The sequence below is a fragment of the Cupriavidus sp. FW305-27 genome (assembly GCF_058787995.1).
Window position 1 is genome coordinate 12,609 of the sequence record NZ_JBYTAG010000069.1, and the last position, 23,745, is coordinate 36,353.

Here is a 23,745-nt window from a genome sequence, read left to right on the forward strand (position 1 = left end):
GGACTATCCCGCCTTTAATCATCATGTTCGAAACCCTTCTCAAACGGCTGCTGCAGAGCCTTGCGGTGCTGTGGATCATGTCGGTGCTGACCTTCTGCGCGGTCAACCTGATCGGCGACCCGGTGCACCTGCTGGTCAGCCCCACCGCCACCGAGCAGGAAATCACCGAGGCGCGCCACGCGCTCGGCCTGGACCTGCCCATGCCGCAGCAATACCTGCGCTTCCTGCAGGGCGCCCTGCACGGCGACCTGGGCGATTCCTTCATCTATAACCGGCCGGCGATCGAGCTGATCGTCAGCCGCGTGCCGGCCACGCTGGAACTGGCCGTGACGGCGCTGCTGCTGTCGCTGGGCATCGGCATCCCGATGGGTGTGTTTGCGGGCCTCAAGCCGCATAGCCGGCTGGCGCGGATGCTGATGGCGTGCTCGCTCGGCGGCGTGATCATGCCGACCTTCTGGATCGGCATGATCTGCATCCTGGTGTTCTCGGTGAACCTGGGCTGGCTGCCTTCGGGCGGGCGCGGGCCGGTCAGCACGGTGCTGGGCATGCCGCTGTCGGTGACCAGTTGGGAAGGCATGCGCTTCCTGCTGCTGCCGGCGCTGACGCTGTCGCTGTTCAAGATCTCGCTGGTCGCGCGCCTCACCGAGGCCGGCACGCGCGAAGTGGCCGGTCAGGAGTACATCAAGTTTGCCCGCGCCAAGGGCGTGGGCGGCGCGCGGCTGGTGCTGCGCCATGTCGTTCCCAATGTGCTGATCCCGATCGTCACCGTGGTCGGCCTGGAGTTCGGCCACCTGATCGCGTTCTCGGTGGTGACCGAGTCGGTGTTCTCCTGGCCTGGCATGGGCAAGCTGATCATCGATTCGGTGCTGGCGCTGGACCGTCCGGTGGTGGTGGCCTACCTGCTGGTCACGCTGGTGCTGTTCGTGGTGCTGAACCTGGTGGTCGACCTGCTCTACGTGGTGCTGGACCCGCGCCTGCGGCACAAGCCGGCCTAGATCCCGCCTCCGCCGCTTTTCTCCCTCCAAAAGAACGAGACTGAACCGATGTCCCTGCCTGTATCTGAAGCCGACACTGCCGTGCCCGCGCTTGCGCCGGCCGCGGCGGAACCGGCGCCTGCCGCCGCGCCGCCTGCGGCACGGCCCTCGCTGCTGCGGCGCTTCTGCGCCAACCGCGTCTCCGCCGCCGCGCTGGCACTGCTGGTGGCGCTGCTGCTGGTTGCCGTGCTGGCCCATGTGATCAGCCCGCAGAATCCCTATGACCTCGCCACGGTGTCGGTGATCGACTCCGAACTGCCGCCGGGCAGTGTCGGCTACGAAGGCCGGCCGCATTACTGGCTGGGCACCGACGGCGCCGGGCGCGACCTGCTCAGCGCCATCTTCTATGGCATCCGTATCAGCGTGGGCGTGGGCGTGATCAGCGCGGTGGTGGCGCTGATGGTCGGCAGCGCCGTGGGCCTGGCCGCGGCGTACTTCGGCGGGGTGGCGGATGCCGCCATCATGCGCGTGGTCGACCTGCAGCTGAGCCTGCCCGCGGTGCTGGTGGCGCTGATCCTGCTGGCGGTGCTGGGGCAGGGCGTGGACAAGACCCTTCTGGCGCTGGTGATCGTGCAGTGGGCCTACTTTGCCCGCACCGTGCGCGGCGCGGCGCAGGTGGAGCGGCGCAAGGAATATGTCGAGGCCGCGCTTGGCCAGGGCTTGCCGGCGCTGCGCGTGATGTTCCGCCATATCCTGCCCAACTGCATGGCGCCGCTGGTGGTGACCGGAACGCTGCAGATCGCGCATGCGATCACGCTGGAGGCCACCATGAGCTTCCTCGGCATCGGGCTGCCGCGCACGCAGCCGTCGCTGGGCATGCTGATCGCCAATGGCTTCGAATACATGCTGTCGAACAAGTACTGGATCAGCATCTTCCCGGGCGTGGCCCTGGTGCTGCTGATCGGCTCGATCAACCTGGTGGGCGACCGCCTGCGCCGCGTGCTCAATCCGCGGCTGGAAGGGTAAGGAGCCCGGCATGGCACTACTGGAAGTTACCGGCCTGAGCACCAGCTTCGCGCTCGCGCGCGGGGCCGTGAAGGCGGTGGATGGCGTGTCGTTTGCGCTGGAGCCGGGCGAGATCCTCGGCATCGTCGGCGAGTCAGGCTCGGGCAAGTCGGTGACGGCGTTTTCGCTGATGAACCTGCTGGACCCGCCCGGGCGTGTCACTGGCGGTTCGGTGCGCTTCAAGGGACGGGAGCTGCTGGCGTGTTCGCCGCGCCAGTGGCAGGCGCTGCGCGGCGACCGCATCGCGATGGTGTTCCAGGATCCGATGATGTCGCTCAACCCGGTGATGCGCGTGGGCGACCAGCTGGCCGAGACCGTGCTGGTGCATCACCGCCGCACCCGCGCGCAAGCGCACGCGCAGGCAGTCGACGCGCTCACGCGCGTGGGCATCCCGGCGCCGGAGCAGCGCATGCGCGCCTATCCGCATGAGCTGTCGGGAGGCATGCGCCAGCGCGTGGCAATCGCCAATGCGCTGATCAACCGCCCGGACCTGATCATTGCCGATGAGCCCACCACCGCACTGGACGTCACCATCCAGGCGCAGATCCTCTACGAGATGAAGCAGCTGGTGCGCGAGACCGGTGCCGCCGCGATCTGGATCAGCCATGACCTGGCCGTGGTCAAGGACCTGGTCGACCGCGTCTGCGTGATGTACGCGGGCAGGGTGGTGGAGCAGGGCCCGGTCGCCGACCTGATTGAGCGGCCGCTGCATCCGTACACGCGCGGGTTGCTGGATTCCCTGCCCACGCCGGCCATGCGCGGCGCAACGCTGCGCGCGATCCCGGGCGCGGCCCCGGCGCTGGCCGCGCTGCCACCGGGCTGTGCTTTTGCGCCGCGCTGCCAGCGCGCGCAGGACGCATGCCGCCAGGCGCCCGCCGAAACCACCGTGCGCGGCCGGACGCTGCGCTGCTTTTATCCCCTGGAGTTGGCATGACAGTCATGCTCGAAGCGCGCAATCTGCAGAAACGCTTCTCCATGAGGCCCGGCCTGCTGGGACGCATGGCCGGCAAGCCAGTGCAGGCGGTGCATGCCGTCAATGATGTCTCGCTGCAGGTGAAGAAGGGCGAGGTGCTGGGTGTGGTCGGCGAGTCCGGCTGCGGCAAGTCCACGCTGGGCCGCATGCTGGCGGGGCTGCTGCCGCAGACGGGCGGCGAGATTGCGTGGGAAGGCAGGCGCGCCGATATCGCGTCCGCCGGCTATCACCGCGCTGTGCAGATGGTGTTCCAGAACCCCTATGCCTCGCTTAACCCGCGGCTGCGCATCGGCCAGGCCATTACCGAAGGCGCGGTCTATCACGGCATGGTCAAGCGTGCGCGCGCGGCGTCGTTCGCCGGCGATCTGCTGCAGCAGGTGGGGCTTGATCCCAGCTACGCCGAGCGCTTTCCGCATGAGTTCTCCGGCGGCCAGCGCCAGCGCGTGGCCATTGCCCGCGCACTGGCGCTGCGCCCGCGCCTGCTGATCTGCGACGAGGCCGTGTCCGCGCTCGACGTCTCGGTGCAGGCGCAGATCATCAACCTGTTCATGCAGCTGCGGCGCGAACACGAACTGACCTATGTCTTCATCAGCCACAACCTGGCGGTGGTGGAGCATATGTCGGACCGCGTGGTGATCATGTACCTGGGCCGCATCGTCGAGAGCGGCGCTGCGCGCGACGTGTTCGGCGCGCCCAACCATCCCTATACCCGTGCCCTGCTGGCCGACGCGCCGCGCCTGGGCGCCAGCCCGCCAGCGCACCAGCCGATCCGCGGCGAACTGCCCAGCCCGCTGGCGCCGCCCACGGGCTGCGCCTTCCATCCGCGCTGCCCGCATGCGAGCGCGCGTTGCGCGGCCGAAGTACCGGTGCTGCGCGATATCGGTGGGCGGCTGTCCGCCTGCCACTTGAATGACTAGATAGCTGCCGCCCGGCCGGCCCACGCTCCCCCCTGTGCATCGATGCCATCCCGCCGCGCGCGCGGCGGGCGGGGAGCGTGCGCGCTGCGCGGACAGACAACGCGGCAGTTGGGATCACCCTAGGGGGACTTGTGCGTTGGCACACAACAATAGAGGGAGCAGAAGCATGAAGGGTATCCAGACCAAGAGTGCGCTCGCACGCGCCTGCATCGGCGGCGCGCTGGCGCTGCTGTCGGCCGCGGCCGACGCATCGGTGACGCTGTACGGCCGCCTCGACACCGATATCGAATACCAGAAGGGCCCGGACGGCCGCGCCACGCAGATGGTCGACAACGCCTCGCGCTGGGGCATGCGCGGCAGCGAAGACCTGGGCGGGGGCTTGCGCGCCGCGTTCGGGCTGGAGCAGGGCTTTGCCGCCGACAGCGGCACGGCCACCAACCCGCAGTTCCGCAATGCCTTTGTCGGACTGCAGGGCGGCTTCGGCGCGATCGCGCTGGGGCGGCTGGATTCGGCGACGATCGTGGGTTCGCCGATCTACTCGCAGGTGACGCAGAACATCGACTTCGCCATCCATGATGCGGGCGCCACTGCCATCGGCACCAAGGTGCTGAACGCGCGCAACCGCGTGTCGAACGCGCTGGGCTACGCGACGCCGGAGTTCGGCGGCTTTTCAGTACGGGCGCGCGTGAACCTGGCGGGCCCCGATCCGGCCACTCCCAACGCCAGGTCGCCGGTGCGGGCCGAGGACGACTTCCGCCAGTACGACCTTGGCGTTAACTACGCTGCCGGCAACTTTGCCGCGGGCGTGGGCTATTCGCGCGATGCCAAGGCCGGCGGGCTGGTGGCCAATGATTTCCGCGACAAGGTGCAGGCCGCGGCGTCGTATAACTTTACCGTGGTCAATATCTACGGCATCTACGGGCGCGACCGCTACGCCGGCACTGCCGCCACCCGCACCGACGTGCCTTACTGGCTGGTCGGCTTCACCGTGCCCTATGGCGCCCACAAGCTCACCGTGAACTACATGGAGCGCGCAGTACAGCGCGACCCGCAAGGCAGGCTCAAGAAGGTGCAGGCCGGCTATGGCTACAGCCTGAGCAAACGCACCATGCCCTACGTCTTCTTCGATCGCGAGGATCCCAACTCGCACAAGCCCGGTGACACCGTGACCACGGTCGGCATCGGCATCCAGCACAAATTCTGATAATGGCCCTTCCTTATTCGCTGACTGAACCGGCCGGCGCGGCGCTGCCGCTGGTGGTGGACTCCCCGCACAGCGGGCTGGTGCATGCCGAGACCCTGCCGCTGGCGGCGCCCCCCGAAGCCCTGCTGACGGGCTGGGACGCTTATGTCGACCAGTTGTTCGCGCATGCGCCGATGGTGGGCGGCACGCTGCTGTGCGCGCGCTTCCCGCGCTGGATGGTCGACGTCAACCGCGCCCGCGATGACATCGATCCCGCGCTGATCGACGGCGCCATGCCTTATGCCGTGCAGCCCAGCGACAAGTCCGGGCGCGGCATGGGCGTGCTGCGCCGGCTGGCGCTGCCGGGCGTGCCGGTGTACGCCGCGCCGCTGTCGCCGGACATGGCGGAGTACCTGCTGAAGACCTACTACGATCCCTATCACGCCGCGCTGTCCGGCCTGCTGGCGCAGCATCATGCGCGCTCGGGCGCGGTGTGGCATATCGACTGCCATTCGATGAAATCGCGCGGCAATGCGATGAACGTGGACAATGGCGTGGAGCGGGCTGACTTTGTGATCAGCAACGGCGACGGCGCCACCTGCTCGCCTGCGTTTATCGAGCTGGTGGCGCAGTGCCTGCGCGGCTTCGGCTACCGGGTGGGCATCAACTGGCCGTACAAGGGGGCGGAGCTGATCCGTGCCTATGCGGACCCGGCGCACGGCCGCCACAGCCTGCAGATCGAAATCAACCGCGCGCTTTATATGGACGAGGCAAGGTTCGCGCAGCACCGCGGCTTCGCCGTGCTGCGCGGCCATCTCGACCAGTTGCTGGAGGCGGTGGCGGCATATATCCGCGAGGCACTGGCGCGATGATGGCGCGGCGCGCTCAGATCACCTTGCCGGGATTCATCAGCCCCTGCGGATCGAGTGCGCCCTTGATCGCGCGCATCATCGCCAGTTCGACTTCGCTCTTGTAGAGCCGGTTTTCCTCGCGCTTGAGTTGGCCCAGTCCGTGCTCGGCGGAAATCGATCCGTTATGCGAGCGTACGCTGTCGTGCACGATGCGGTTGACCTGGTCCTGGTGCGCCAGGAATTCTTCGTGGTCGACGCCTTCCGGCGGCGACACGTTGTAGTGCAGGTTGCCGTCGCCGAGGTGGCCGAAGGTCACCATGCGCGCGCCGGGGAAGGCGTTCTGCAGCAGCGCGTCGGTGGTCTCGATGAAGTCCGCCACGCGCGACACCGGCACGGCGATATCGTGCTTGATGTTCTTGCCGTCTTCCACCTGCGCCAGCGGGATATGCTCGCGCAGGTTCCAGAAATCGCGCGACTGCTGCACCGATTCCGCCACCACCGCGTCGGCGACCACGCCGGCATCGAAGGCGGCCGACATCATGGTCTCGAAGATGCCGCGCGCGTGGGCTTCGCTTTCGCTGTCGGACAGTTCCAGCAGCACCAGCTGCGGGTGGATGTCTGCGAACGGATAGCGCAGCTGCGGGAAGTGCCGCGTCACCAGCGTCATGCTGAGCGCGGACATCAGCTCGAACCCGGTCAGCATGGCGCCGGCATGCGATTGTGCGATGGCCAGCAGCGCCAGCGCGGCGCGCGGGCTCTGCACCGCGGCCAGCGCGGTGACCGAGGCGCGTGGCAGCGGGAACAGCTTCATCACCGCCGCGGTGATGATGCCGAGCGTGCCTTCTGCGCCGACAAAGAGGTCGCGCAGGTCGTAGCCGGTGTTGTCCTTGCGCAGCCCGCGCAGGCCGTGCCAGATCTCGCCCGACGGCGTCACCACTTCCAGGCCCAGGCACAGCTCACGCGTGTTGCCGTAGCGCAGCACCGCGGTGCCGCCGGCATTGGTCGACAGGTTGCCGCCGATGGTGCAGCTGCCTTCGGCCGCCAGGCTCAGCGGAAACAGCCGGCCGTGCTCGCGCGCCACCTCCTGCAGGTGCTGCAGCACCACGCCGGCCTCGACCGTGATGGTGTTGTTGAGCGGATCGACCTGGCGGATGCGGTGCAGCCGCTGCAGCGAAACCACCACCTGGTCCTGCCCGGCCACCGGCGTGGCGCCGCCGCACAGGCCGGTGTTGCCGCCTTGCGGCACCACCGCGATCTTGTGCGCATGGCAGGCATGGACCACCTCGGCGACCTCCTCGGTGCTGCCGGGGCGCAGCACCGCCAGCGCTTCGCCGCGATAGCGCTTGCGCCAGTCGGTCAGGTAGGGTGCCTTGTCGGCTGCATCGGTCAGCACGTGCTGCGCACCCAGCGCGGCGCGGCACAGTGCGAGGAAGGAGTCTTGAGGCGAGGTCATGGCGACGGCGGAATGAGGGTCAGGACTTGGGCGCGGCCGGCTTGCCGGCCGCCCGGGCGCGGCGCTTGTAGGGGCGCAGGTACAGGATGGTGCTGGTGAAGAACACCAGCGTCAGCGCCACCTCCACCCACGCCAGCGTGGACGAGGGCGCGCGGTCGCTGGTGGCGCGCACGATGCCCTCGGTGAAGAACAGCAGGATCAGCATCGACGACCACTGCATGGTGTAGCGGTTGCGCGTCAGCACGCCGCGCAGCGGCAGCAGCAGCGGCAGGAACTTGATGATCAGCCACGATCCGCCAGGGCGCAGCGGCGCCAGGAACCATTCCCAGGCGATGCACAGCACCACCAGCGCCAGCAGGCTGCCCACGCTGAACCGGTACAGCCAGGGACTGTGCAGCGCCTGGTCGCTCTCGGGGATGGGGCTCATGCCGCGCCTCCCGCCAGGCGCAGCGCGGTCTGAGCCAGCCGCCGGCCCATGGCGATGGCCAGTCCCGATTCGTCTTCCGTGACCGGGCCGCGGTTGTCGCCGTGGGCATGGTGGCTGGGGCCGTAGGGTGTGCCGCCCGAGGCCGTGGTCATCAGGCCCTTCTCGGAATACGGCAGGCCCAGGATCAGCATGCCGTGGTGCAGCAGCGGCAGCATCATCGACAGCAGCGTGGTTTCCTGCCCGCCGTGCAGGCTGCCGGTGGCGGTGAAGACGCAGGCCGGCTTGCCGGTCAGCGTGCCCGACAGCCACTGCGCCACGGTGCCGTCCAGGAAGTACTTCATCGGCGCGGCCATGTTGCCGAAGCGGGTGGGGCTGCCCAGGGCCAGGCCGGCGCACTCCTCCAGGTCGCGCAGCTCGGCATAGGGCGGGCCGTCGGCCGGGATATCGGACGCGGTGGCCTCGCACACGGTGGAAACCGGCGGCACCGTGCGCAGCCGGGCCTGGGCGCCGGGGACGCTGTCGATACCGTTGGCAATCAGTTCGGCTAGTTTGCGGGTGCTGCCGTGGCGGCTGTAATACAGGACGAGGATGTCGGTCATGGAGCGGGATGGCCGGCGGTGGCGGGGTGGTGTTGCGCGAAAGGTGCCGGAAGCAATGCGCGTATTATAGATGCGCCCCCCGCGCCATCTCCCATCGGCTTTGCGCCCCCGGTGCCGCGGGCCGCCTGTTTATCCGTCAGAACCAGATCCAGGAGGTTGTTTGCGCATGATCGGACCCCGCGTTGCCCGCCTGCGCCGGGAATGGAACCTGCAGAAGGTACGCGCCCTGGCGCGCTATGCGCTGCGCCGCGCCGGCGAAGACCGGCTGCCGCAGGTCTCGGCCAGCCTGACCTTCACCACCGTGCTGGCAGTAGTGCCGGTATTGACGGTGGCGTTCGCGCTGCTGGCCGCGTTCCCGGTGTTCCGCGACTTCCGCAACGCCATCGAGGCGTTCCTGTTCCAGAACCTGATCCCCGGCAACGTCAGTGAATCGATCCAGCGCTACCTCGGCATGTTCGCCAAGAGCGCGCGCGGGCTGACCGCAATGGGCCTGGGCGGGTTGATGGTCACCTCGGTGCTGACCATGCTGACCGTGGAAGACGCGCTCAACGCGATCTGGCGCGTCAAGCAGCGCCGCCCGCTGGCGCAGCGGGTGCTGGTGTTCTGGGCGGTGCTGACCTTCGGGCCGGTGCTGATCGGCGCGAGCCTGTCGATCAGCTCCTACCTGATCTCGGTCTCGGCGGGCTATGTCGGCACCATGCCGGTGGGGCTGGGGCTGCTGGTGGGCGCGACGCCGGTGCTGCTGTCGGCGCTGGCCTTCGCCTTCCTGTACACGGCGGTGCCCAATGCCTATGTCGAATGGCGCGATGCCATCGTGGCCGGCCTGGTGGCGGCGGTCGCGTTCGAGTTCGCCAAGCGCGGCTTCGGCTATTTCATCACCGAGATCCCGGCCTATACCGCGGTCTACGGCACCTTCGCCGCGTTGCCGCTGTTCCTGCTGTGGATCTACCTGAGCTGGCTGGTGACGCTGCTGGGTGCGACCATTGCCGCCAACCTGCCGGTGATCCGGCAGGGCTACTGGCGCCGCCGCACCTTTGCCGGCAGCGAGTTCTTCGATGCGCTGGGCGTGCTGCTGCTGCTCTACCGCGCGCGCGACGAGGTGCCGCGCAGCGTTGGCGAACTGGACCTGGGCCGCAAGCTGCGGGTCGAGGCCGATTACCTGTCGGACCTGCTGGGCAAGCTCAAGGCCATGCATCTGGTCGGGCGCTTGCAGCAGGAGCGTGGTCAGGCCCATTGGGCACTGCTGTGCAATCCGTCACAGGTGACGTTGCGCACGCTGCATGACCGGCTGGTGCTGAACTTGCCGCGGCTGCCGCGCACCGCGCTGGCGCAGCAGCTGCAAGGGGCGGATGCGCTCAAGTCGGTCCTGGACAATCCGCAGCTGGATCAGACGCTGGAGGCGGTGTTCCGGCAGCAGCCGGCTGATCTGCCGCCGACTGAAGGGGATGGGGGGAGCCACCCCCAGCGGCGCACGCTGGAAGTGGTGCCGCCGGGCTGGCATGGCCAGGTGTAAGGTCCGCCCCCTGCGACAGTGAAGTTGCTCAGAACGGGATCCTGCCCCGCCAGATATCGGCATACATCACCCAGTCTCCCATCAGGCTGTAGAGCGGATGCCGGAACGTCGCCGGCCGGTTCTTCTCGAAACCAAAGTGCCCGACCCAGGCAAAGGCGTAGCCTGCCAGCACGGCGGCCAGCAGCCACCATGCATTGCCGGTAACCACCAGCGCCACCAGGCACAGCAACGCTACCGTCGACCCGGCAAAATGCAGGCGCCGGCAGGTACGGTTCTGGTGTTCGCTCAGGTAGTAGGGATAGAAGGCCGCGAAGTTCTCGAACTCGCGCGCGCGGGCGTGGGCCATGGCTGTCTCCGGCAGGTCTTGTTTTGTGCAGTGTAGACCTTCTGCGCCGAGGTGTCGGGAGGCTGGCCGCCGGTGTGGCCGGCCAGCCATCCGCGACCAGGCTTAGCCGGCAGCGACCACCTTGCGCGCAAAGGCCGCCAGCGCGTCCAGCACTTCATCCGGGCGTTCGCCCATCAGCGCGTGGCCGCACGGCACCGTGACCAGGCTTGCCTTGGCCATCTTGCCGGCCAGCGCCTGGGCCGCCTTGGGCGACGTCATCATGTCCTTGGTGCCGGTGATGAAGAGCGCCGGGCAGGCCACTGCGGCCGCGGCCTCTTCGCCATGGGCGTAGGCATTGCAGGCCGAGAAGTCATTGTGGAACACATGGGCCTGCGGGTTGTTGCGCGACACGCGCTCCATCAGCCGCTGGCTGCCGCCGTGCATCCACGCGCCCGGCCCGGGCGAAGACGGCTTGTTGGCCAGGCTCGAATGCGACCAGGTATTGACCATGGCGATGGCCTCGCCCTCGCGGTTGAGCGAGGCGTCCAGCAGCGCGTCCGAGACCTTCATCGGGTAGGCCGTCGCCAGCAGGCCGATGCCGCGCACCGCCTGCGCATGCCGCGCCGCGCATTCCAGCGCGATCAGCGAACCCATGCTGTGGCCGAACACGAAGGCCGGCGCCTTCACGCCGGCGGCCGCCACCAGCGCCATGACCCAGTCGGCCATGGCCTCGACGGTGGCGAGCGGCGCGCCCTTGCTGCGGTTGTGGCCCGGCAGGTCCACCGCCAGCACCGAGAAGCCGTGGTTGGCAAACCAGCGCGTCTGCAGGGCCCACACGCTATGGTCGTTCTGCGCGCCGTGGACGAACACGGCACAGGGCAGGGCGGGATCGAAGGGTTTGCCGCCGGTATAGGCGTAGGCCGGCTGGCCGGCAATGGTCAGTTCCATCAGGCTTGCCCTCCCTTGCCACTCATGGCTTTCTCGGCCGCCTTCAGGCCGCGCTTGAGATCGTCGATCAGGTCATCCGGGTCTTCCAGCCCGATCGAGAGCCGGATCGTGCCCTCGGTGATGCCTGCCGACTGCAGCGCCGCCGCGTCCATGCGGAAGTGCGTGGTCGAGGCCGGGTGGATCACCAGCGAGCGCGCGTCGCCCACATTGGCCAGGTGCGAGAACAGCGACATGCTCTCGATGAAGCGCTGGCCGGCCACGCGGTTGCCCTTCAGGTTGAAGCTGAACACCGCGCCGCAGCCGCGCGGCAGCAGGCGCCTGGCCAGTTCGTAGTCGGGGTGCGATTCCAGTTCCGGGTAGGACACCGACTCCACCATCGGGTGCGAGACCAGGAACTGCACCACCTTGCGGGTGTTGTCGACATGGCGGCTCATGCGCAGCGGCAGCGTCTCCACGCCCTGCAGCAGCTGCCAGGCGGCCATCGGGTTCATGCAGGCGCCGAAGTCGCGCAGGCCCTCGCGGCGCGCGCGCAGCAGGAAGGGCGCCACCGTGCTTTCCTCGGTGAACACCATGTTGTGGAAGCCCTCGTACGGCTCGGACAGCTCCGGGAAGCGCCCGGAGGCCTCGAAGTCGAAAGTGCCGCCTTCGACCAGCACGCCGCCGATGGTGGTGCCGTGGCCGCCCAGGAACTTGGTGGCCGAATGGTAGAGCAGGCCGGCGCCGTGGTCGAACGGGCGCAGCAGGTAGGGCGTGGTGAAGGTGGAATCCACCAGTAACGGGATGCCGTTGTCCTGGCCCAGTTGCGCCAGCGTCGGGATGTCCAGCACGTCCAGCCCCGGGTTGCCCAGGGTCTCGCCGAACAGCAGCCGGGTATTGGGCCGGATCGCGGCGCGCCAGGCGTCGATGTCGCGCGCCTTGACGAAGGTGGTCTCGATGCCGAAGCGGCGCAGCGTGTAGTGCAGCAGGTTGTGCGAGCCGCCGTACAGCGCCGACGAGGCCACCACGTGCGAGCCCGCGCCCATCAGCGTGGCCACCGCCAGGTGCAGCGCGGCCTGGCCCGAGGCCGTGGCGACGGCGCCGGCGCCGTTCTCCAGCGCGGCGATGCGCTCTTCCAGCACGGCCACGGTGGGGTTGGAAATACGGGAATAGACGTGCCCCGCGCGCTCCATGTTGAACAGCGACGCGGCGTGCTCGCTGTCGCGGAACACGAAGGACGTGGTCAGGTGGATGGGGGTGGCGCGGGCCCCGGTGGCGGGGTCTGGCGCGGCGCCGGCGTGCAGCGCCAGCGTGTCGAATCGGGTTCCGGACATGGTCGGTCGGCCTTGAGTTGTCTCCGGCCAGCATCGTAGCACCGTGCGCGCGCCGACGCCCGCAAACCGGCCTCCTGCTTTACTTTGACGGCGGGTTTGGGCTAGGATCGGCCAACGGGGCGCCGTGATGCAGCGCGCGCCCGCACACCCGTAGACAGATAACAATGTGACCGGTATCGCCTCCTGTGCCCCCCGCCGGAGCGATGCCCCCAGTTTGAGCGCAGGCAGCGGAGACCAACATGAAAGTCAGCGACATCCTCCAGATCAAGGGCAATACGCTCTATACCGTGACGCCTGACACCTCCTTGCTGGTAGCCGTCCACACCATGGCCGAGCACGATATCGGCTCGCTGGTGGTGATGGAATACGGCGACCTGGTCGGCATGCTGACCTTCCGCGAGATCATCGAGACACTCGCCCGCAATCATGGCAACGTCGGTGGCACCAGCATCCGCAAGGTGATGGACGATGCGCCGCTGACCTGCACCATGGAGACCGACGTCAACGAGGTCCGCCGCATGATGCTGGAGCGTCACACCCGCTACCTGCCGGTGCTCGACAACCGCACGCTGATGGGCGTGATCTCCTTCTACGACGTCGCCAAGGCCGTGGTCGAGGACCAGAGCTTCGAGAACAAGATGCTCAAGGCCTATATCCGCGACTGGCCGGAAGAGCGCGCCGAGTGATGGCGCCGGGCCGCCCGGACTGAAGCTTCCTTCGGAAATACCCTCGGTTGGCGCCGCGCGGCCGTGGCGGGGTGGCGGCCGGGCGCCGGCTCCGGCAAACTTGCCGGCGTTCCCACTTCCGCGGCGGTCCGCCGACCGACCGGCCCATCCATGAGCCAACCCAGCCAGTTCCGACTGCTCGGCCTGCGCCGCTTCGCCCCGTTCTTCTGGACCCAGTTCCTGGGGGCGATGAACGACAACGTCTTCAAGGTCGCCTTCACCTCGCTGGTGACCTACCACACGGCGCTGTTCGAGGGCGTGGACGCGCGCAGCGCGGCCTTCCTGATCTCGGCCATCTTTATCGCGCCGTTCGTGCTGTTCTCCGCCACCAGCGGGCAGATCGCCGACAAGCTGGAGAAGTCGCGCCTGATCCGGCTGGTCAAGTCGCTGGAAATCGCCATCATGGTGCTGGGCCTGGCCGGCTTTGCCTGGCACAGCGCGCCGCTGCTGTACGCCGGCACCTTCCTGATGGGGCTGCATTCCACGCTGTTCGGGCCGGTCAAGTTTGCCTACCTGCCGCAGCACCTGGATGAAAGCGAACTGGTCGGCGGCAACGGCATGGTGGAGATGGGCACCTTTGTCGCGATCCTGATCGGGACGCTGATCGGCGGCGAACTGGCCGGGCTGCAGCAGGGCGGAACCATCGTGGGGCCGATGTACGTGGGCGCGGTGTGCGTGGTGATCGCCGTGGCGGGGCGGCTGGTGTCGGGCCGCATCCCGGTTTCGCCGGCGCCGCAGCCGGACCTGCGCATCAACTGGAACCCGTTTTCCGAGACCTGGCGCAACCTGGTGCTGGCGCGTGGCAACCGCACGGTATTCCTGAGCCTGCTCGGCATTTCGTGGCTGTGGTTCCTGGGCGCCACCTTCCTGACCTCGTTCTTCAGCTATGCCAAGGATGTGCTGGGCGGCGACCAGAACGTGGTGACGCTGCTGCTGGCGGTGTTCTCGCTGGGCATCGGCACCGGTTCATTGCTGTGCGAGCGCTTGTCCGGGCGCCATGTCGAGATCGGCCTGGTGCCGTTCGGCTCGATCGGCATGACGGTGTTCGCGGTCGACCTGTACTTTGCCAGCCAGGGGCAGGCACCCGTGGCGCTCAGCAGCATCGGCGGCTTCCTGGCCGAGCCGCGCCACTGGCGCGTGCTGGCGGACCTGTTCCTGCTGGCCATGTTCGGCGGCTTCTACAGCGTGCCGCTGTACGCGCTGATCCAGAGCCGCAGCGCGCCCACGCACCGCGCCCGCATCATCGCCGCCAACAACATCCTGAACAGCTTCTTCATGATCGCCGCGTCGCTGCTGGGCGTGGCGATGACGCAGGCGGGCTACAGCATCCCGCAGCTGTTCCTGGTGGTGGGGCTGCTCAATGCGGTGGTGGCGGTCTACATCTACTCGCTGGTGCCGGAATTCCTGCTGCGCTTTATCGCGTGGATCCTGGTCCATACCCTCTACCGGCTGCGCCGCGTCAATGCCGAGCGCATTCCCGCCGACGGCCCGGCCGTGCTGGTCTGCAACCACGTCAGCTTTGCCGACGCGGTGGTGCTGATGGCCTGCAGCCCACGCCCGGTGCGCTTCCTGATGGACCACAACATCTTCAGGGTGCCGCTGCTGTCGTGGTTCTTCCGCCAGGCCCGCGCTATCCCGATCGCGCCGGCGCACGAGAATCCGGACATGCTCAGGCGTGCCTATGACAGCGTGGCGCAGGCGCTGGACGAGGGGGATCTGGTCTGCATCTTCCCCGAAGGCAAGATCACCGCCACCGGCGAGATCAACCCGTTCAGGCAGGGCGTGCAGCAGATCATCCGGCGCACGCCGGTGCCGGTGGTGCCGATGGCGCTGCGCGGACTGTGGGGCAGCTTCTTTTCGCGCAAGGGGGCACCGGCGATGTCGCGGCCGTTCCGGCGCGGCATCCTGAACCGGCTGGAACTGGTGGTGGGCGAGCCGGTGCCGCCCGAGGCCGCCACCCCGGAAGGGCTGCAGCAGATGGTGCAGGCCCTGCGCGGCGACTGGCGCTAACGCCTTGTGCCGAACCCGAATCCACGATGATCACGCTCTACACCTTTGGCCCCGCCTTCGGGCTGCCCGACGCCAGCCCCTTCGTCACCAAGGCCGAGATGCTGCTCAAGCTGGCCGGCCTGCCTTACCAGGCGCGCCGCGGCAGCCTGCGGCGCGCGCCCAAGGGCAAGCTGCCCTACCTGGACGACATGGGCCGGATCGTGGCGGATTCCACCTTGATCCGCTGGCATATCGAGAAGACCTACCACATTGACTTCGACGCCGGCCTGAGCGCGGCCGAGCGCGGTATCGCCTGGGCCGCCGAGAAGCTGATGGAAGACCACCTGTATTGGGCGGTGGCGCGGGTGCGCTGGCTGGACCAGGCCAACTTCGACAAGGGGCCGGCCCAGTTCTTCCGCGGCGTGCCGGCGCCGGTGCGCGGCCTGGCCGAGCGGCTGGTGCGCTACAAGGTGCGCAAGACGCTGTGGGGGCAGGGCCTGGGCCGGCATAGCGAAGAAGACCTGGTGGCGCTGGCCAGCAAGGGCGTGACCTCGATCGCCGACATCCTGGGCGACAAGCCCTACCTGATGGGCAATGTGCCATGCGGGGCCGACGCCACGCTGTTTGCCTTTGCCGGCAGCCTGCTGTGCCCCGTATTCGACACTCCGATCCGCACCGCGGCCGAGGGGCATGCCAACCTGGTGGCCTATATGGAGCGGATGCGCGCCGAGTTCTACCCCGAACTGGCGCTGGAAAGCGCCGCCGCCTGAGCCTGCCGGGCCGCCCGAGGCCCGCCATTGGCCTTACAATGGAAACCTTCCCCAATTCCTGTGCGGTTTCCATCATGTCCGGCAACACCCTTGGCCTGCTTTTCACTGTTACCACCTTCGGCGAATCGCACGGGCCCGCCATCGGCGCGGTGGTGGACGGCTGCCCGCCGGGCATGGCGCTGACCGAGGCCGATATCCAGGGCGACCTGGACCGCCGCCGGCCCGGCACCTCGCGCCACGTCACGCAACGCCAGGAACCCGACCAGGTCGAGATCCTGTCCGGCGTGTTCGAGGGCAAGACCACCGGCACCCCGATCTGCCTGCTGATCCGCAATACCGACCAGCGCAGCAAGGACTACGGCAATATCGTCGAGACCTTCCGCCCGGGCCATGCCGACTACACCTACTGGCAGAAGTACGGCATCCGCGACCATCGCGGCGGCGGCCGCTCGTCGGCGCGCCTGACCGCGCCGGTGGTGGCGGCCGGGGCGGTGGCCAAGAAGTGGCTGCGCGAAAAGTATGGCACCGAGATCCGGGGCTATATGTCGCAGCTGGGCGAGATCGCGGTGCCGTTCACGGACTGGTCGCACGTGCCGGAGAACCCGTTCTTCGCGCCCAACGCCGACATCATCCCCGAGCTCGAAACCTATATGGACGCGCTGCGCCGCGACGGCGACTCGGTCGGCGCGCGCATCGAGGTGGTGGCCAGCAACGTGCCGGTGGGCCTGGGCGAGCCGCTGTTCGACAGGCTCGACGCCGACATCGCCCACGCCATGATGGGCATCAACGCGGTCAAGGGCGTGGAGATCGGCGCCGGCTTCGACAGCGTGGCCCAGCGCGGCAGCGTCCATGGCGACGAGCTGACCGCCGAGGGCTTCCGCACCAACAATTCCGGCGGCGTGCTGGGTGGCATCTCCACCGGCCAGGACGTCACCGTGTCGCTGGCGATCAAGCCGACGTCTTCCATCCGCACCCCGCGTGAATCGATCGACAAGGCCGGCAATGCCGCCACCGTCGAGACCTTCGGCCGCCACGACCCGTGCGTGGGCATCCGCGCCACGCCGATCGCCGAGGCCATGCTGGCGCTGGTGCTGATCGACCACGCCCTGCGCCACCGTGCCCAGTGCGGCGACGTCAAGGTCGATACGCCGCGCATTCCCGCGCAGGCCGGCCAGACCCCCTGACCTGACCTCGCGTTGGCCACGCCTTTCGCGGGCGGCGGTGCCACCGGCGCCGGCCGCCCCGACTACGCCCGTTTCGGGCTCTTCTATCTTGGCTACTACGGCTACGTCGGCCTGATCTCGCCGTACGTCAGCCTGTATTTCGCCGACCGCGGCTTCAACCCGGTGCAGATCGGCGTGCTGATGGCGAGCTTCCAGGTCAGCCGCATCGTCGGGCCCTACCTGTGGGGCTGGCTGTCCGACGTGATGCACACGCGTGTGCGCATCCTGCGCGTGAGCGCGTTCACCTCGTTGCTGGCCTTCCTGATGCTGCCGGGTGTGGGCAGCTACGGCGGCATGATGGCGATGATGCTGACGCTGAGCCTGCTCACCAGCGCGATGTCGCCGCTGGGCGATGCCCTGACCATCTCCACGCTGCGCCGCTACGGCGCCTTCGACCATAGCTACGGCCGCATCCGCATGTTCGGCTCGGTCGGCTTTATCGGCGCGGTGCTGGCCGGCGGGGCGCTGTTCGAAGCGGTCGGCATGCGCGCCTTCCCGTGGGTGGCCAGCACGCTGCTGGCGATCCTGGCCGGCGTGGTGCTGACCATGCATGACGCCGCCGACGACGGCCCGCGCACGGCGCCGCCGCGCGCCTTGCCGCTGCTGCGCCGCCCGGACGTGGCCTGGTTCCTGGCGTCAGCCTTCCTGATGATGTTCGCGCACGCCGCGCTCTATGTGTTCTATTCGCTGTGGCTGGCGCAGCTGGGCTACAGCAAGTTCGCCATTGGCGTGATGTGGACCATCGGCGTGGTCGCCGAGATCGTTTTCTTCTACTACCAGGGCCTGCTGTTCGCGCGCTATGCGCTGCGCACGATCCTGGCCGGCACCTTCGTGCTGGCGGCGCTGCGCTTCGGCCTGACCGGCTACCTTGCCCAGTTTGCCTGGCTCATGGCGCTGGTGCAGGTGCTGCACGCGGCCACTTTTGCCGCGCACCACAGCGCCAGCCTGAAGCGGTTGCAGGCATGGTTTGCCGGGCCGCTGCAGGGGCGCGGGCAGGCGCTGTACACGGGCATTTCCTACGGCGTCGGCGGCACGCTGGGCGGGCTGGCGATGGGCTGGACCTGGAACGCGCTGGCGCCCGAGCATACCTTCGGGCTGGCCGCCATTGCCGCGGCGGCCGGCGCGTTCTGTGCGGTGATGAGCTTCCGCGCGGAAGGCGATGGCGCCGCTCAGGCCAGCGCCGCGCAGACCCGCTCGGCGATCGCCAGCGACGAGGTCAGCCCCGGCGACTCGATGCCGAACAGGTGAACCAGCCCCGGCACGCCATGCACGGCGGGGCCGTCGATGCGGAAGTCCGCGGCAACCTCGTGCGGCCCGCTGATCTTGGGGCGGATGCCGGCATAGCCGGGTTGCAGCGCGCCGTCGGCCAGCCCCGGCCAGTAGCGTCGCACTTCGTCATAGAAACCGTCGGCGTCGGCCGGGTCCACGCCGTATTCGATCTCGTCGATCCAGCGCACATTGGGGCCGAAGCGCGCCTGGCCGCCCAGGTCGATGGTCAGGTGCACGCCCAGCCCGGCCGCCTCGGGCACCGGGTAGATCAGCCGTGAGAACGGCGCGCGCCCGGCCAGCGTGAAATAGCAGCCCTTGGCGTAGAACTGCGGCGGGATATGGGTCTCGGGCATGCCGTCGATGCGGCGCGCCAGTTCCGGCGCGGTCAGCCCGGCCGAGTTCACCACCGTGCGCGCCAGCAGCGTGGTGGCGCTGCCATCCTCGCTGCCGATCTCCAGCCGGATGCCGTCCGCCGTCACCGCGCCGCCCAGCACCGGCGACTGCACCGCCAGCATCGCGCCGGCGTTTTCCGCGTCGCCCAGCAGCGCGGTCATCAGGCCATGGCTGTCGACAATGCCGGTCGACGGCGACAGCAGCGCGGCATGGCACTGCAGTTGCGGCTCCAGCGCCTGCGCCTCGGCGCGGCTGACAAGGCGCAGGTCGTCCACGCCGTTGGCCGCCGCCTTGGCGCGGATGCCTTCGAGCGTTGCCACCTGGGCCTCGCTGGTGGCCACGATCAGCTTGCCGCAGCGCTGGTGCGCCACGTGGTGGCTAGCGCAGTAGTCGTACAGCATGGCCTTGCCGCGCACGCACAGCTGTGCCTTGAGCGAGCCGGCCGGATAGTAGATGCCGGCGTGGATGACCTCGCTGTTGCGCGCGCTGGTGATGGTGCCGAAGGCGTTCTCGGTTTCCAGGATGATCACTTCGCGACCCTGCAGCGCGAGTGCGCGCGCCACCGCCAGTCCCACCACGCCGGCGCCGATGACGACGCAATCCACTGTTTCCATGGTTGTTCCTTGCTTCAAAGTCTGTGTGTTCGGAGGCTCAGGCCGTCAGGCCGAGGCGGGCGGCGGCGGCCGCAAGGTGCTGTTGCGCGGCACTGCGGGCGGCCGTGGCATCGCCGGCGGCAATCGCTTCGGCCAGCGCCGCATGTTCCTGGTCGGCGGCGCGCGGCGCGCCAGTCGTCACACTCAGCCGCGCGGTGTTCTCCCAGGCGCGCTGGCGCGCGGCCAGCATCTGCTGGCTGACGAAATCGGTCAGACCGGTAAAGCAGGGGTTGTGCGCGGCTTCGGCAATGGCATGGTGGAAGGCCATGTCGGCCGCCGCCGCGCTGGCCATGTCGCCCTGGCCGTCGGCCCGTGCCTGCATCGCCGCCAGTGCGCCGCGGATGGCATCGATATCGGCATCCGTGCGCCGCTGCGCGGCCATTTCGGCGCAGGCGGTTTCCACTACCCGGCGCAGTTCGAACAGCTGCGCCAGCGTCGGGCCGCCGTCGGGCGCGCTGGCCACGCGCCAGGCCTTGCCGCCCGGGGTCTCCGACACATAAGCGCCCGAGCCCTTGCGCGTCACCAGCACGCCATCGGCCTTCAGCTGGGCGATGGCCTCGCGCACGATCGGCCGGCTCACGCCGAAGTTATCGGCCAGGCTGGCCTCGGCCGGCAGGCGCGCGCCCGCGCCGTAGCGGCCGGCGAGGATGTCGTCGTGCAGGGTCTGGGCGATGCGGCTGGCGAGCGAGGCCGGGCGGGGCAGGATGGTCATGGTTTTGATATGTCAGGCTGTCAGACAGCTTTTGTTGATTTTCGGCCTAACTTTGCGAGGCGTCAAGGTCTCCGTAGGGAGTGAATGCTACACATGCGTCTCTGGTCAATCGCCGAGGGCTTAATTTCGCCGCGCCGGCGCCGATAGAAGTCTGATACAGGTGGCGGATCCTGCGCGTCGGCTCCGCCCAAGGCTTGCCATGCCCACATCCAATGCCGGGGCCTACTGCGAACAGCCATGATCCAGCTCACACCTAACGATCTTCCCGTCGGATACCCGCTGCCCTGGTCATTGCTCGATGGCGAGGGCAACCTGGTGCTCGGCAGCGGCAGTGTCATTCCCGATGAACGCGACCTGGCGCTGGTGTTCCGCCATGGCGTGGTCTGTCGCGAAGATGGCCACGACGATGCCGATGACGAACTGCGTCCGGCCACCGGGCCGCTTGGCCTGCAGGTCGGCACGTTGCTGCATGTCAAGCATGAGGGCGAGGCCGCACGCCCGGCCGCCAGCCGCCTGATCGGTTTTATCGAGCAGGGCCTGTTTGTCACCTGGCCGCAGCTCGGCGGGCGCGACCTGCCGCTGCAGGCGGGCGATGCCGTGCTGCTGCGCGGCTTCTCCGGACACGCCATCCACAGCTTCACCTCGACCATCACCGCCGTGTGCCGCAGCCCGTTTCGCTACCTGGTGCTGTCGGCGCCGGTGCAGAAGCACGCAATGCCGGTACGCAAGGCTGCGCGCGTGCCAACCCGGCTGGCCGCCTACCTGACCGAGCCCGGCGATGACGACGGCATCGACACCGGCACGGCGCGGCTGGCGCTGCTGTCCGACCTCAGCACCGGTGGCGCGCTGGTGCAGACCACCGCGCCGGCGCCGGCGCCGGGCAGCCGCGTGCGGCTGCGCTTCAAGATGCGCACGGCGTCACTGGACAGCGAGGTCACCATCGATGGCTGGATCCGCCTCGCGCCCCCCGGCGCGGCCAGCGACGATGCCGACTTCCCGGCCTTCGGCGTGGCCTTCGACGTGCTGGCCGAGCGCGAGCTGACGCTGCTGCAGTGCTACATCTACGAACAGCTGCTTTCCAGCACCCGCATGCCCTTGCAGCCCGCGGCTGTAGCGGCCGTTTAGAGGGAATCCGCTAATGTTTTGATTGTCTCGTCGGGGCGGCCAGTCTTTACTGCTTCCAACATAAAAAGACCCACCACCGAGGAGACAAGATGGAGCACAGCGGACACCACGCGTGCGGACGACGCACGCCCGCGCTACGCGAGCAGAAGGCCGGCAAGGCCTTGCGCAGGCTCGCAGGCACAGCCACGCTGGTCGCAGCGGCCATGCTGGCGCAGCCAGCACCAGCCCTGGCCGCGAGCGGCGACTACGCGAAGACGCGTTACCCGATCGTGCTGGTCCACGGACTGACCGGCGCGGCCAGGATGGGTGGTGTGCTCGACTACTGGTATGGCATCCCCGAAGTGCTGCGGGCCAACGGCGCGCAAGTCTATGTGGCCACGGTGCCGTCGTTCAACAGCGACGAAGAGCGCGCCCTGGCGCTGCAGGCCTATGTGCGCGCGGTCAAGCTGGAAAGCGGCGCAGACAAGGTCAACCTGATCGGCCACAGCCAGGGCGGGCCGACCTCGCGCATGCTGGCGGCGATGTCGCCGCAGGACGTGGCCTCGGTCACCACCATCGGCAGCCCGCATCGCGGCAGCGAAGTGGCCGACACCGTGCTGGACCTGATCAATGGCGTCAACAGTATTCCGATCGCCGGGCCGGTACTCGTCGGCATCATCCAGGGCGTGCTCGATACAGTGGGCTGGTTCAACGGCATCGGCAACGGGCAGGCGCTGGACCAGGATGCGCTGGCCTCGCTCAAGATCCTGACCACGCGTGGCGCCGCCGAGCAGAATGCGCGCCTCGATGCCACGCTGGTGCCCGGCACGAAATCGGCACTGGGGCCGGATTGCAATACTGCTGGCGCGGTGTCCGAGCAACGGCAGGCGCGCGATGCCGCGGGCAACTTCGTCACCCATACCCAGGCCGCGTATTCCTGGACCGGGCAGGGTGGGCCGTTCAGCCTGCTGCGCTCCAACCTGCTGGACCCGACCACGGTGATGATGTCGGCGTCGGCCGGGCTGATGGACCTGAAGGGCGCCGGCCCCAATGACGGGCTGGTCTCGGTCTGCAGCAGCAAGTGGGGCCGGGTGCTGGCCACGGGCTACTACTGGAACCATCTCGACGAGGTGAACCAGATGGCCGGCCTGTACCAGGACGTCGATCCGCGCACGGTCATCCTCAGCCACGCCAACCGGCTGCGCAATGACCAGCTCTGAGCGCTCGCCGCGGCCCTGGCTGGCCTTGCTGCCGGCCGGCGCGGCGGCGGCCGCGGTGTACTGGCTGACGATGCCGTCTGGCCCGGTTGCCGTGCCGCAGCGCCCGGCAGCGATCACCACCGCTGCGAGTCCTTCGGCGACATCGGCTGACGGCGGACCCGCCGGCGTGGCTGCCTTGCCATCGCTGTCCGGCGTCGACGTGCCCGCGGGCCCCGAACTCGACGCGCAAGGCAACCTGCGCCTGACGCGCGCGCTGCGCACCTACTTCGACTACTTCCTCAGCGCCCGCCACGACGCCGGCGGCGCCGACGCGCTGGACCGGCTGGTGTACGACGATATCCGCCGCCGCGTGCCGCAGCCCGCGGCAGGGCAGGCGTGGCAGCTGTGGCAGCGCTACCTGGCTTATCTTGCCGAGATTCAAGCGCTGGCCGCGCGCAGGCCGCAGGCGGATACGAACGGCACGCTGGATGCGGCACAAGTGCGGCAGTTGCGCGCGCTGCAGGCCGGGCGTAACGGCGCGCGGCAGCACCTGCTGCCGGAGGTGGCGGCAATCTGGTTCGGCGACGAGCAGGTGTATGACGATGCCATGCTGGCGCGGCTGGACATCGCGGCACAATCCGGCCTGGATGACGCGCAGCGGCGGCAGCGGCTGGCCGAACTCGAAGCCACGCTGCCCGAGCCACTGCGTGCGGCACGGGAGGCCAGCGCGCGTCCGCAGGCGATCAGCGACACCATCGCCGGCATGCAGGCCGCCGGCCGCAGTGCGCAGGACATCGGTGCGGCGTTGGCGCAGGCCTACGGTGCCGAGGTGGCGCAGCGCTACCAGCAGCAGGCGCAAGCCGGGCAGGCCTGGCAGCAGCGCTACGACGACTACGCCGCGCGCCGCGCGCAGATCGAGTCATTCCCGGGGTTGTCGGAGCAGGACCGCCGGCAGCAGCTGGATGCGCTGCGCCGCCAGGCCTTCGGCAATCCCGCCGAGGCGCTGCAGGCCGAGGTGGTCGACAAGGCGATGGCCGCGCGGCGGCAGGCACGATAGCCGCGCTGCATCGCCCAAAGAAAAACGGCACCGGGTTTGAACTGCACCCCAAAAGTTGGACGTTGATCCAATCTTTGGGGTGTTTTTCATGACGAAGTACGACGAGGCGTTCA

General features: G+C 68.6%; 23 protein-coding genes. 15 read left to right on the plus strand and 8 right to left on the minus strand.

Annotated elements, in window-relative coordinates:
- Positions 1-23 precede the first annotated feature (23 nt).
- The 6 genes from AC3WRI_RS26795 (at position 24) to AC3WRI_RS26820 (ending at position 5,984) form a co-directional block, all read left to right on the plus strand.
- Positions 24-995 (plus strand): ABC transporter permease, encoded by a 972-nt coding sequence (locus AC3WRI_RS26795; protein ID WP_010813140.1) that lies wholly within the window; start codon positions 24-26, stop codon positions 993-995.
- 48 nt (positions 996-1,043) lie between these two features.
- Positions 1,044-2,000, plus strand: coding sequence for an ABC transporter permease (locus tag AC3WRI_RS26800; protein WP_011614988.1), 957 nt, complete (start codon positions 1,044-1,046; stop codon positions 1,998-2,000).
- 10 nt (positions 2,001-2,010) lie between these two features.
- Entirely contained in the window at positions 2,011-2,973 is a 963-nt protein-coding gene (locus tag AC3WRI_RS26805; RefSeq protein WP_492294423.1) for an ABC transporter ATP-binding protein, read from the plus strand.
- On the plus strand, positions 2,970-3,929 hold the full coding sequence (locus AC3WRI_RS26810) for an ABC transporter ATP-binding protein (protein ID WP_492294425.1): 960 nt from the start codon (positions 2,970-2,972) through the stop codon (positions 3,927-3,929). Before AC3WRI_RS26805 ends, AC3WRI_RS26810 begins: the two co-directional genes overlap by 4 nt.
- A gap of 166 nt (positions 3,930-4,095) precedes the next feature.
- The gene (locus AC3WRI_RS26815) at positions 4,096-5,133 is read left to right on the plus strand and encodes a porin (protein ID WP_492294427.1); all 1,038 of its coding nucleotides are present in this window, start codon (positions 4,096-4,098) and stop codon (positions 5,131-5,133) included.
- A gap of 2 nt (positions 5,134-5,135) precedes the next feature.
- Entirely contained in the window at positions 5,136-5,984 is an 849-nt protein-coding gene (locus AC3WRI_RS26820; RefSeq protein WP_011614992.1) for an N-formylglutamate amidohydrolase, read from the plus strand.
- 13 nt (positions 5,985-5,997) lie between these two features.
- On the opposite strand, the gene AC3WRI_RS26825 is transcribed toward AC3WRI_RS26820, so the two are convergent.
- From AC3WRI_RS26825 to wrbA, 3 genes are read right to left on the minus strand one after another with little or no spacing between them, the layout of a single operon-like run.
- Complete coding sequence (locus AC3WRI_RS26825) at positions 5,998-7,416, minus strand: FAD-binding oxidoreductase (protein ID WP_492294428.1); 1,419 nt, start codon at positions 7,414-7,416, stop codon at positions 5,998-6,000.
- Positions 7,417-7,435: 19 nt separating this feature from the next.
- Positions 7,436-7,843 carry a DUF2069 domain-containing protein gene (locus AC3WRI_RS26830; protein WP_010813133.1) on the minus strand — a complete coding sequence of 136 codons (408 nt, stop codon included), beginning with the start codon at positions 7,841-7,843 and terminating at the stop codon, positions 7,436-7,438.
- Positions 7,840-8,442 (minus strand): NAD(P)H:quinone oxidoreductase, encoded by a 603-nt coding sequence (wrbA, locus tag AC3WRI_RS26835; protein ID WP_010813132.1) that lies wholly within the window; start codon positions 8,440-8,442, stop codon positions 7,840-7,842. Before wrbA ends, AC3WRI_RS26830 begins: the two co-directional genes overlap by 4 nt.
- A 166-nt stretch (positions 8,443-8,608) precedes the next feature.
- On the opposite strand from wrbA, the gene AC3WRI_RS26840 reads away from it, so the two are divergent.
- Positions 8,609-9,955, plus strand: coding sequence for a YihY family inner membrane protein (locus AC3WRI_RS26840; RefSeq protein ID WP_010813131.1), 1,347 nt, complete (start codon positions 8,609-8,611; stop codon positions 9,953-9,955).
- Between the two features lie 28 nt (positions 9,956-9,983).
- Here the strand turns inward: AC3WRI_RS26840 and AC3WRI_RS26845 are convergent, their stop codons facing one another.
- The 3 genes from AC3WRI_RS26845 to AC3WRI_RS26855 form a co-directional block, all read right to left on the minus strand.
- Positions 9,984-10,301: an Mpo1-like protein gene (locus tag AC3WRI_RS26845; protein ID WP_010813130.1), complete on the minus strand. Its 318-nt coding sequence runs from the start codon at positions 10,299-10,301 to the stop codon at positions 9,984-9,986.
- A gap of 102 nt (positions 10,302-10,403) precedes the next feature.
- Positions 10,404-11,228 carry an alpha/beta fold hydrolase gene (locus AC3WRI_RS26850; protein WP_058696867.1) on the minus strand — a complete coding sequence of 275 codons (825 nt, stop codon included), beginning with the start codon at positions 11,226-11,228 and terminating at the stop codon, positions 10,404-10,406.
- Positions 11,228-12,538: an O-acetylhomoserine aminocarboxypropyltransferase gene (locus tag AC3WRI_RS26855; RefSeq protein WP_010813128.1), complete on the minus strand. Its 1,311-nt coding sequence runs from the start codon at positions 12,536-12,538 to the stop codon at positions 11,228-11,230. Before AC3WRI_RS26855 ends, AC3WRI_RS26850 begins: the two co-directional genes overlap by 1 nt.
- A gap of 239 nt (positions 12,539-12,777) precedes the next feature.
- Here AC3WRI_RS26855 and AC3WRI_RS26860 point away from each other — a divergent pair, with 239 nt between their 5' ends.
- The 5 genes from AC3WRI_RS26860 to AC3WRI_RS26880 all read left to right on the plus strand — a co-directional run bounded on the left by AC3WRI_RS26860 (position 12,778) and on the right by AC3WRI_RS26880 (position 18,493).
- Complete coding sequence (locus AC3WRI_RS26860) at positions 12,778-13,224, plus strand: CBS domain-containing protein (protein ID WP_010813127.1); 447 nt, start codon at positions 12,778-12,780, stop codon at positions 13,222-13,224.
- 150 nt (positions 13,225-13,374) lie between these two features.
- Positions 13,375-15,273 (plus strand): MFS transporter, encoded by a 1,899-nt coding sequence (locus tag AC3WRI_RS26865; protein ID WP_010813126.1) that lies wholly within the window; start codon positions 13,375-13,377, stop codon positions 15,271-15,273.
- Between the two features lie 26 nt (positions 15,274-15,299).
- Entirely contained in the window at positions 15,300-16,022 is a 723-nt protein-coding gene (locus AC3WRI_RS26870) for a glutathione S-transferase C-terminal domain-containing protein (protein WP_010813125.1), read from the plus strand.
- A gap of 74 nt (positions 16,023-16,096) precedes the next feature.
- Positions 16,097-17,206, plus strand: coding sequence for a chorismate synthase (gene aroC / locus AC3WRI_RS26875; RefSeq protein ID WP_010813124.1), 1,110 nt, complete (start codon positions 16,097-16,099; stop codon positions 17,204-17,206).
- Positions 17,207-17,218: 12 nt separating this feature from the next.
- The gene (locus AC3WRI_RS26880) at positions 17,219-18,493 is read left to right on the plus strand and encodes an MFS transporter (RefSeq protein WP_011614995.1); all 1,275 of its coding nucleotides are present in this window, start codon (positions 17,219-17,221) and stop codon (positions 18,491-18,493) included.
- On the opposite strand, the gene AC3WRI_RS26885 is transcribed toward AC3WRI_RS26880, so the two are convergent.
- On the minus strand, positions 18,415-19,521 hold the full coding sequence (locus tag AC3WRI_RS26885; protein ID WP_439671563.1) for an NAD(P)/FAD-dependent oxidoreductase: 1,107 nt from the start codon (positions 19,519-19,521) through the stop codon (positions 18,415-18,417). The two genes, AC3WRI_RS26880 and AC3WRI_RS26885, sit on opposite strands and share 79 nt — an antisense overlap.
- 37 nt (positions 19,522-19,558) lie before the next feature.
- A complete protein-coding gene (locus AC3WRI_RS26890) occupies positions 19,559-20,272 on the minus strand; it encodes a FadR/GntR family transcriptional regulator (RefSeq protein ID WP_058696863.1) in 714 nt (237 codons plus the stop codon).
- A 237-nt stretch (positions 20,273-20,509) separates the two neighbouring features.
- Between AC3WRI_RS26890 and AC3WRI_RS26895 the strand changes: the two genes are divergently transcribed.
- The 3 genes from AC3WRI_RS26895 (at position 20,510) to AC3WRI_RS26905 (ending at position 23,632) form a co-directional block, all read left to right on the plus strand.
- Complete coding sequence (locus AC3WRI_RS26895; protein WP_492294430.1) at positions 20,510-21,397, plus strand: flagellar brake protein; 888 nt, start codon at positions 20,510-20,512, stop codon at positions 21,395-21,397.
- Positions 21,398-21,486: 89 nt separating this feature from the next.
- Positions 21,487-22,596, plus strand: coding sequence for an esterase/lipase family protein (locus AC3WRI_RS26900; protein ID WP_010813119.1), 1,110 nt, complete (start codon positions 21,487-21,489; stop codon positions 22,594-22,596).
- Positions 22,583-23,632 (plus strand): lipase secretion chaperone, encoded by a 1,050-nt coding sequence (locus tag AC3WRI_RS26905; protein WP_492294431.1) that lies wholly within the window; start codon positions 22,583-22,585, stop codon positions 23,630-23,632. Before AC3WRI_RS26900 ends, AC3WRI_RS26905 begins: the two co-directional genes overlap by 14 nt.
- Positions 23,633-23,745: the final 113 nt, after the last annotated feature.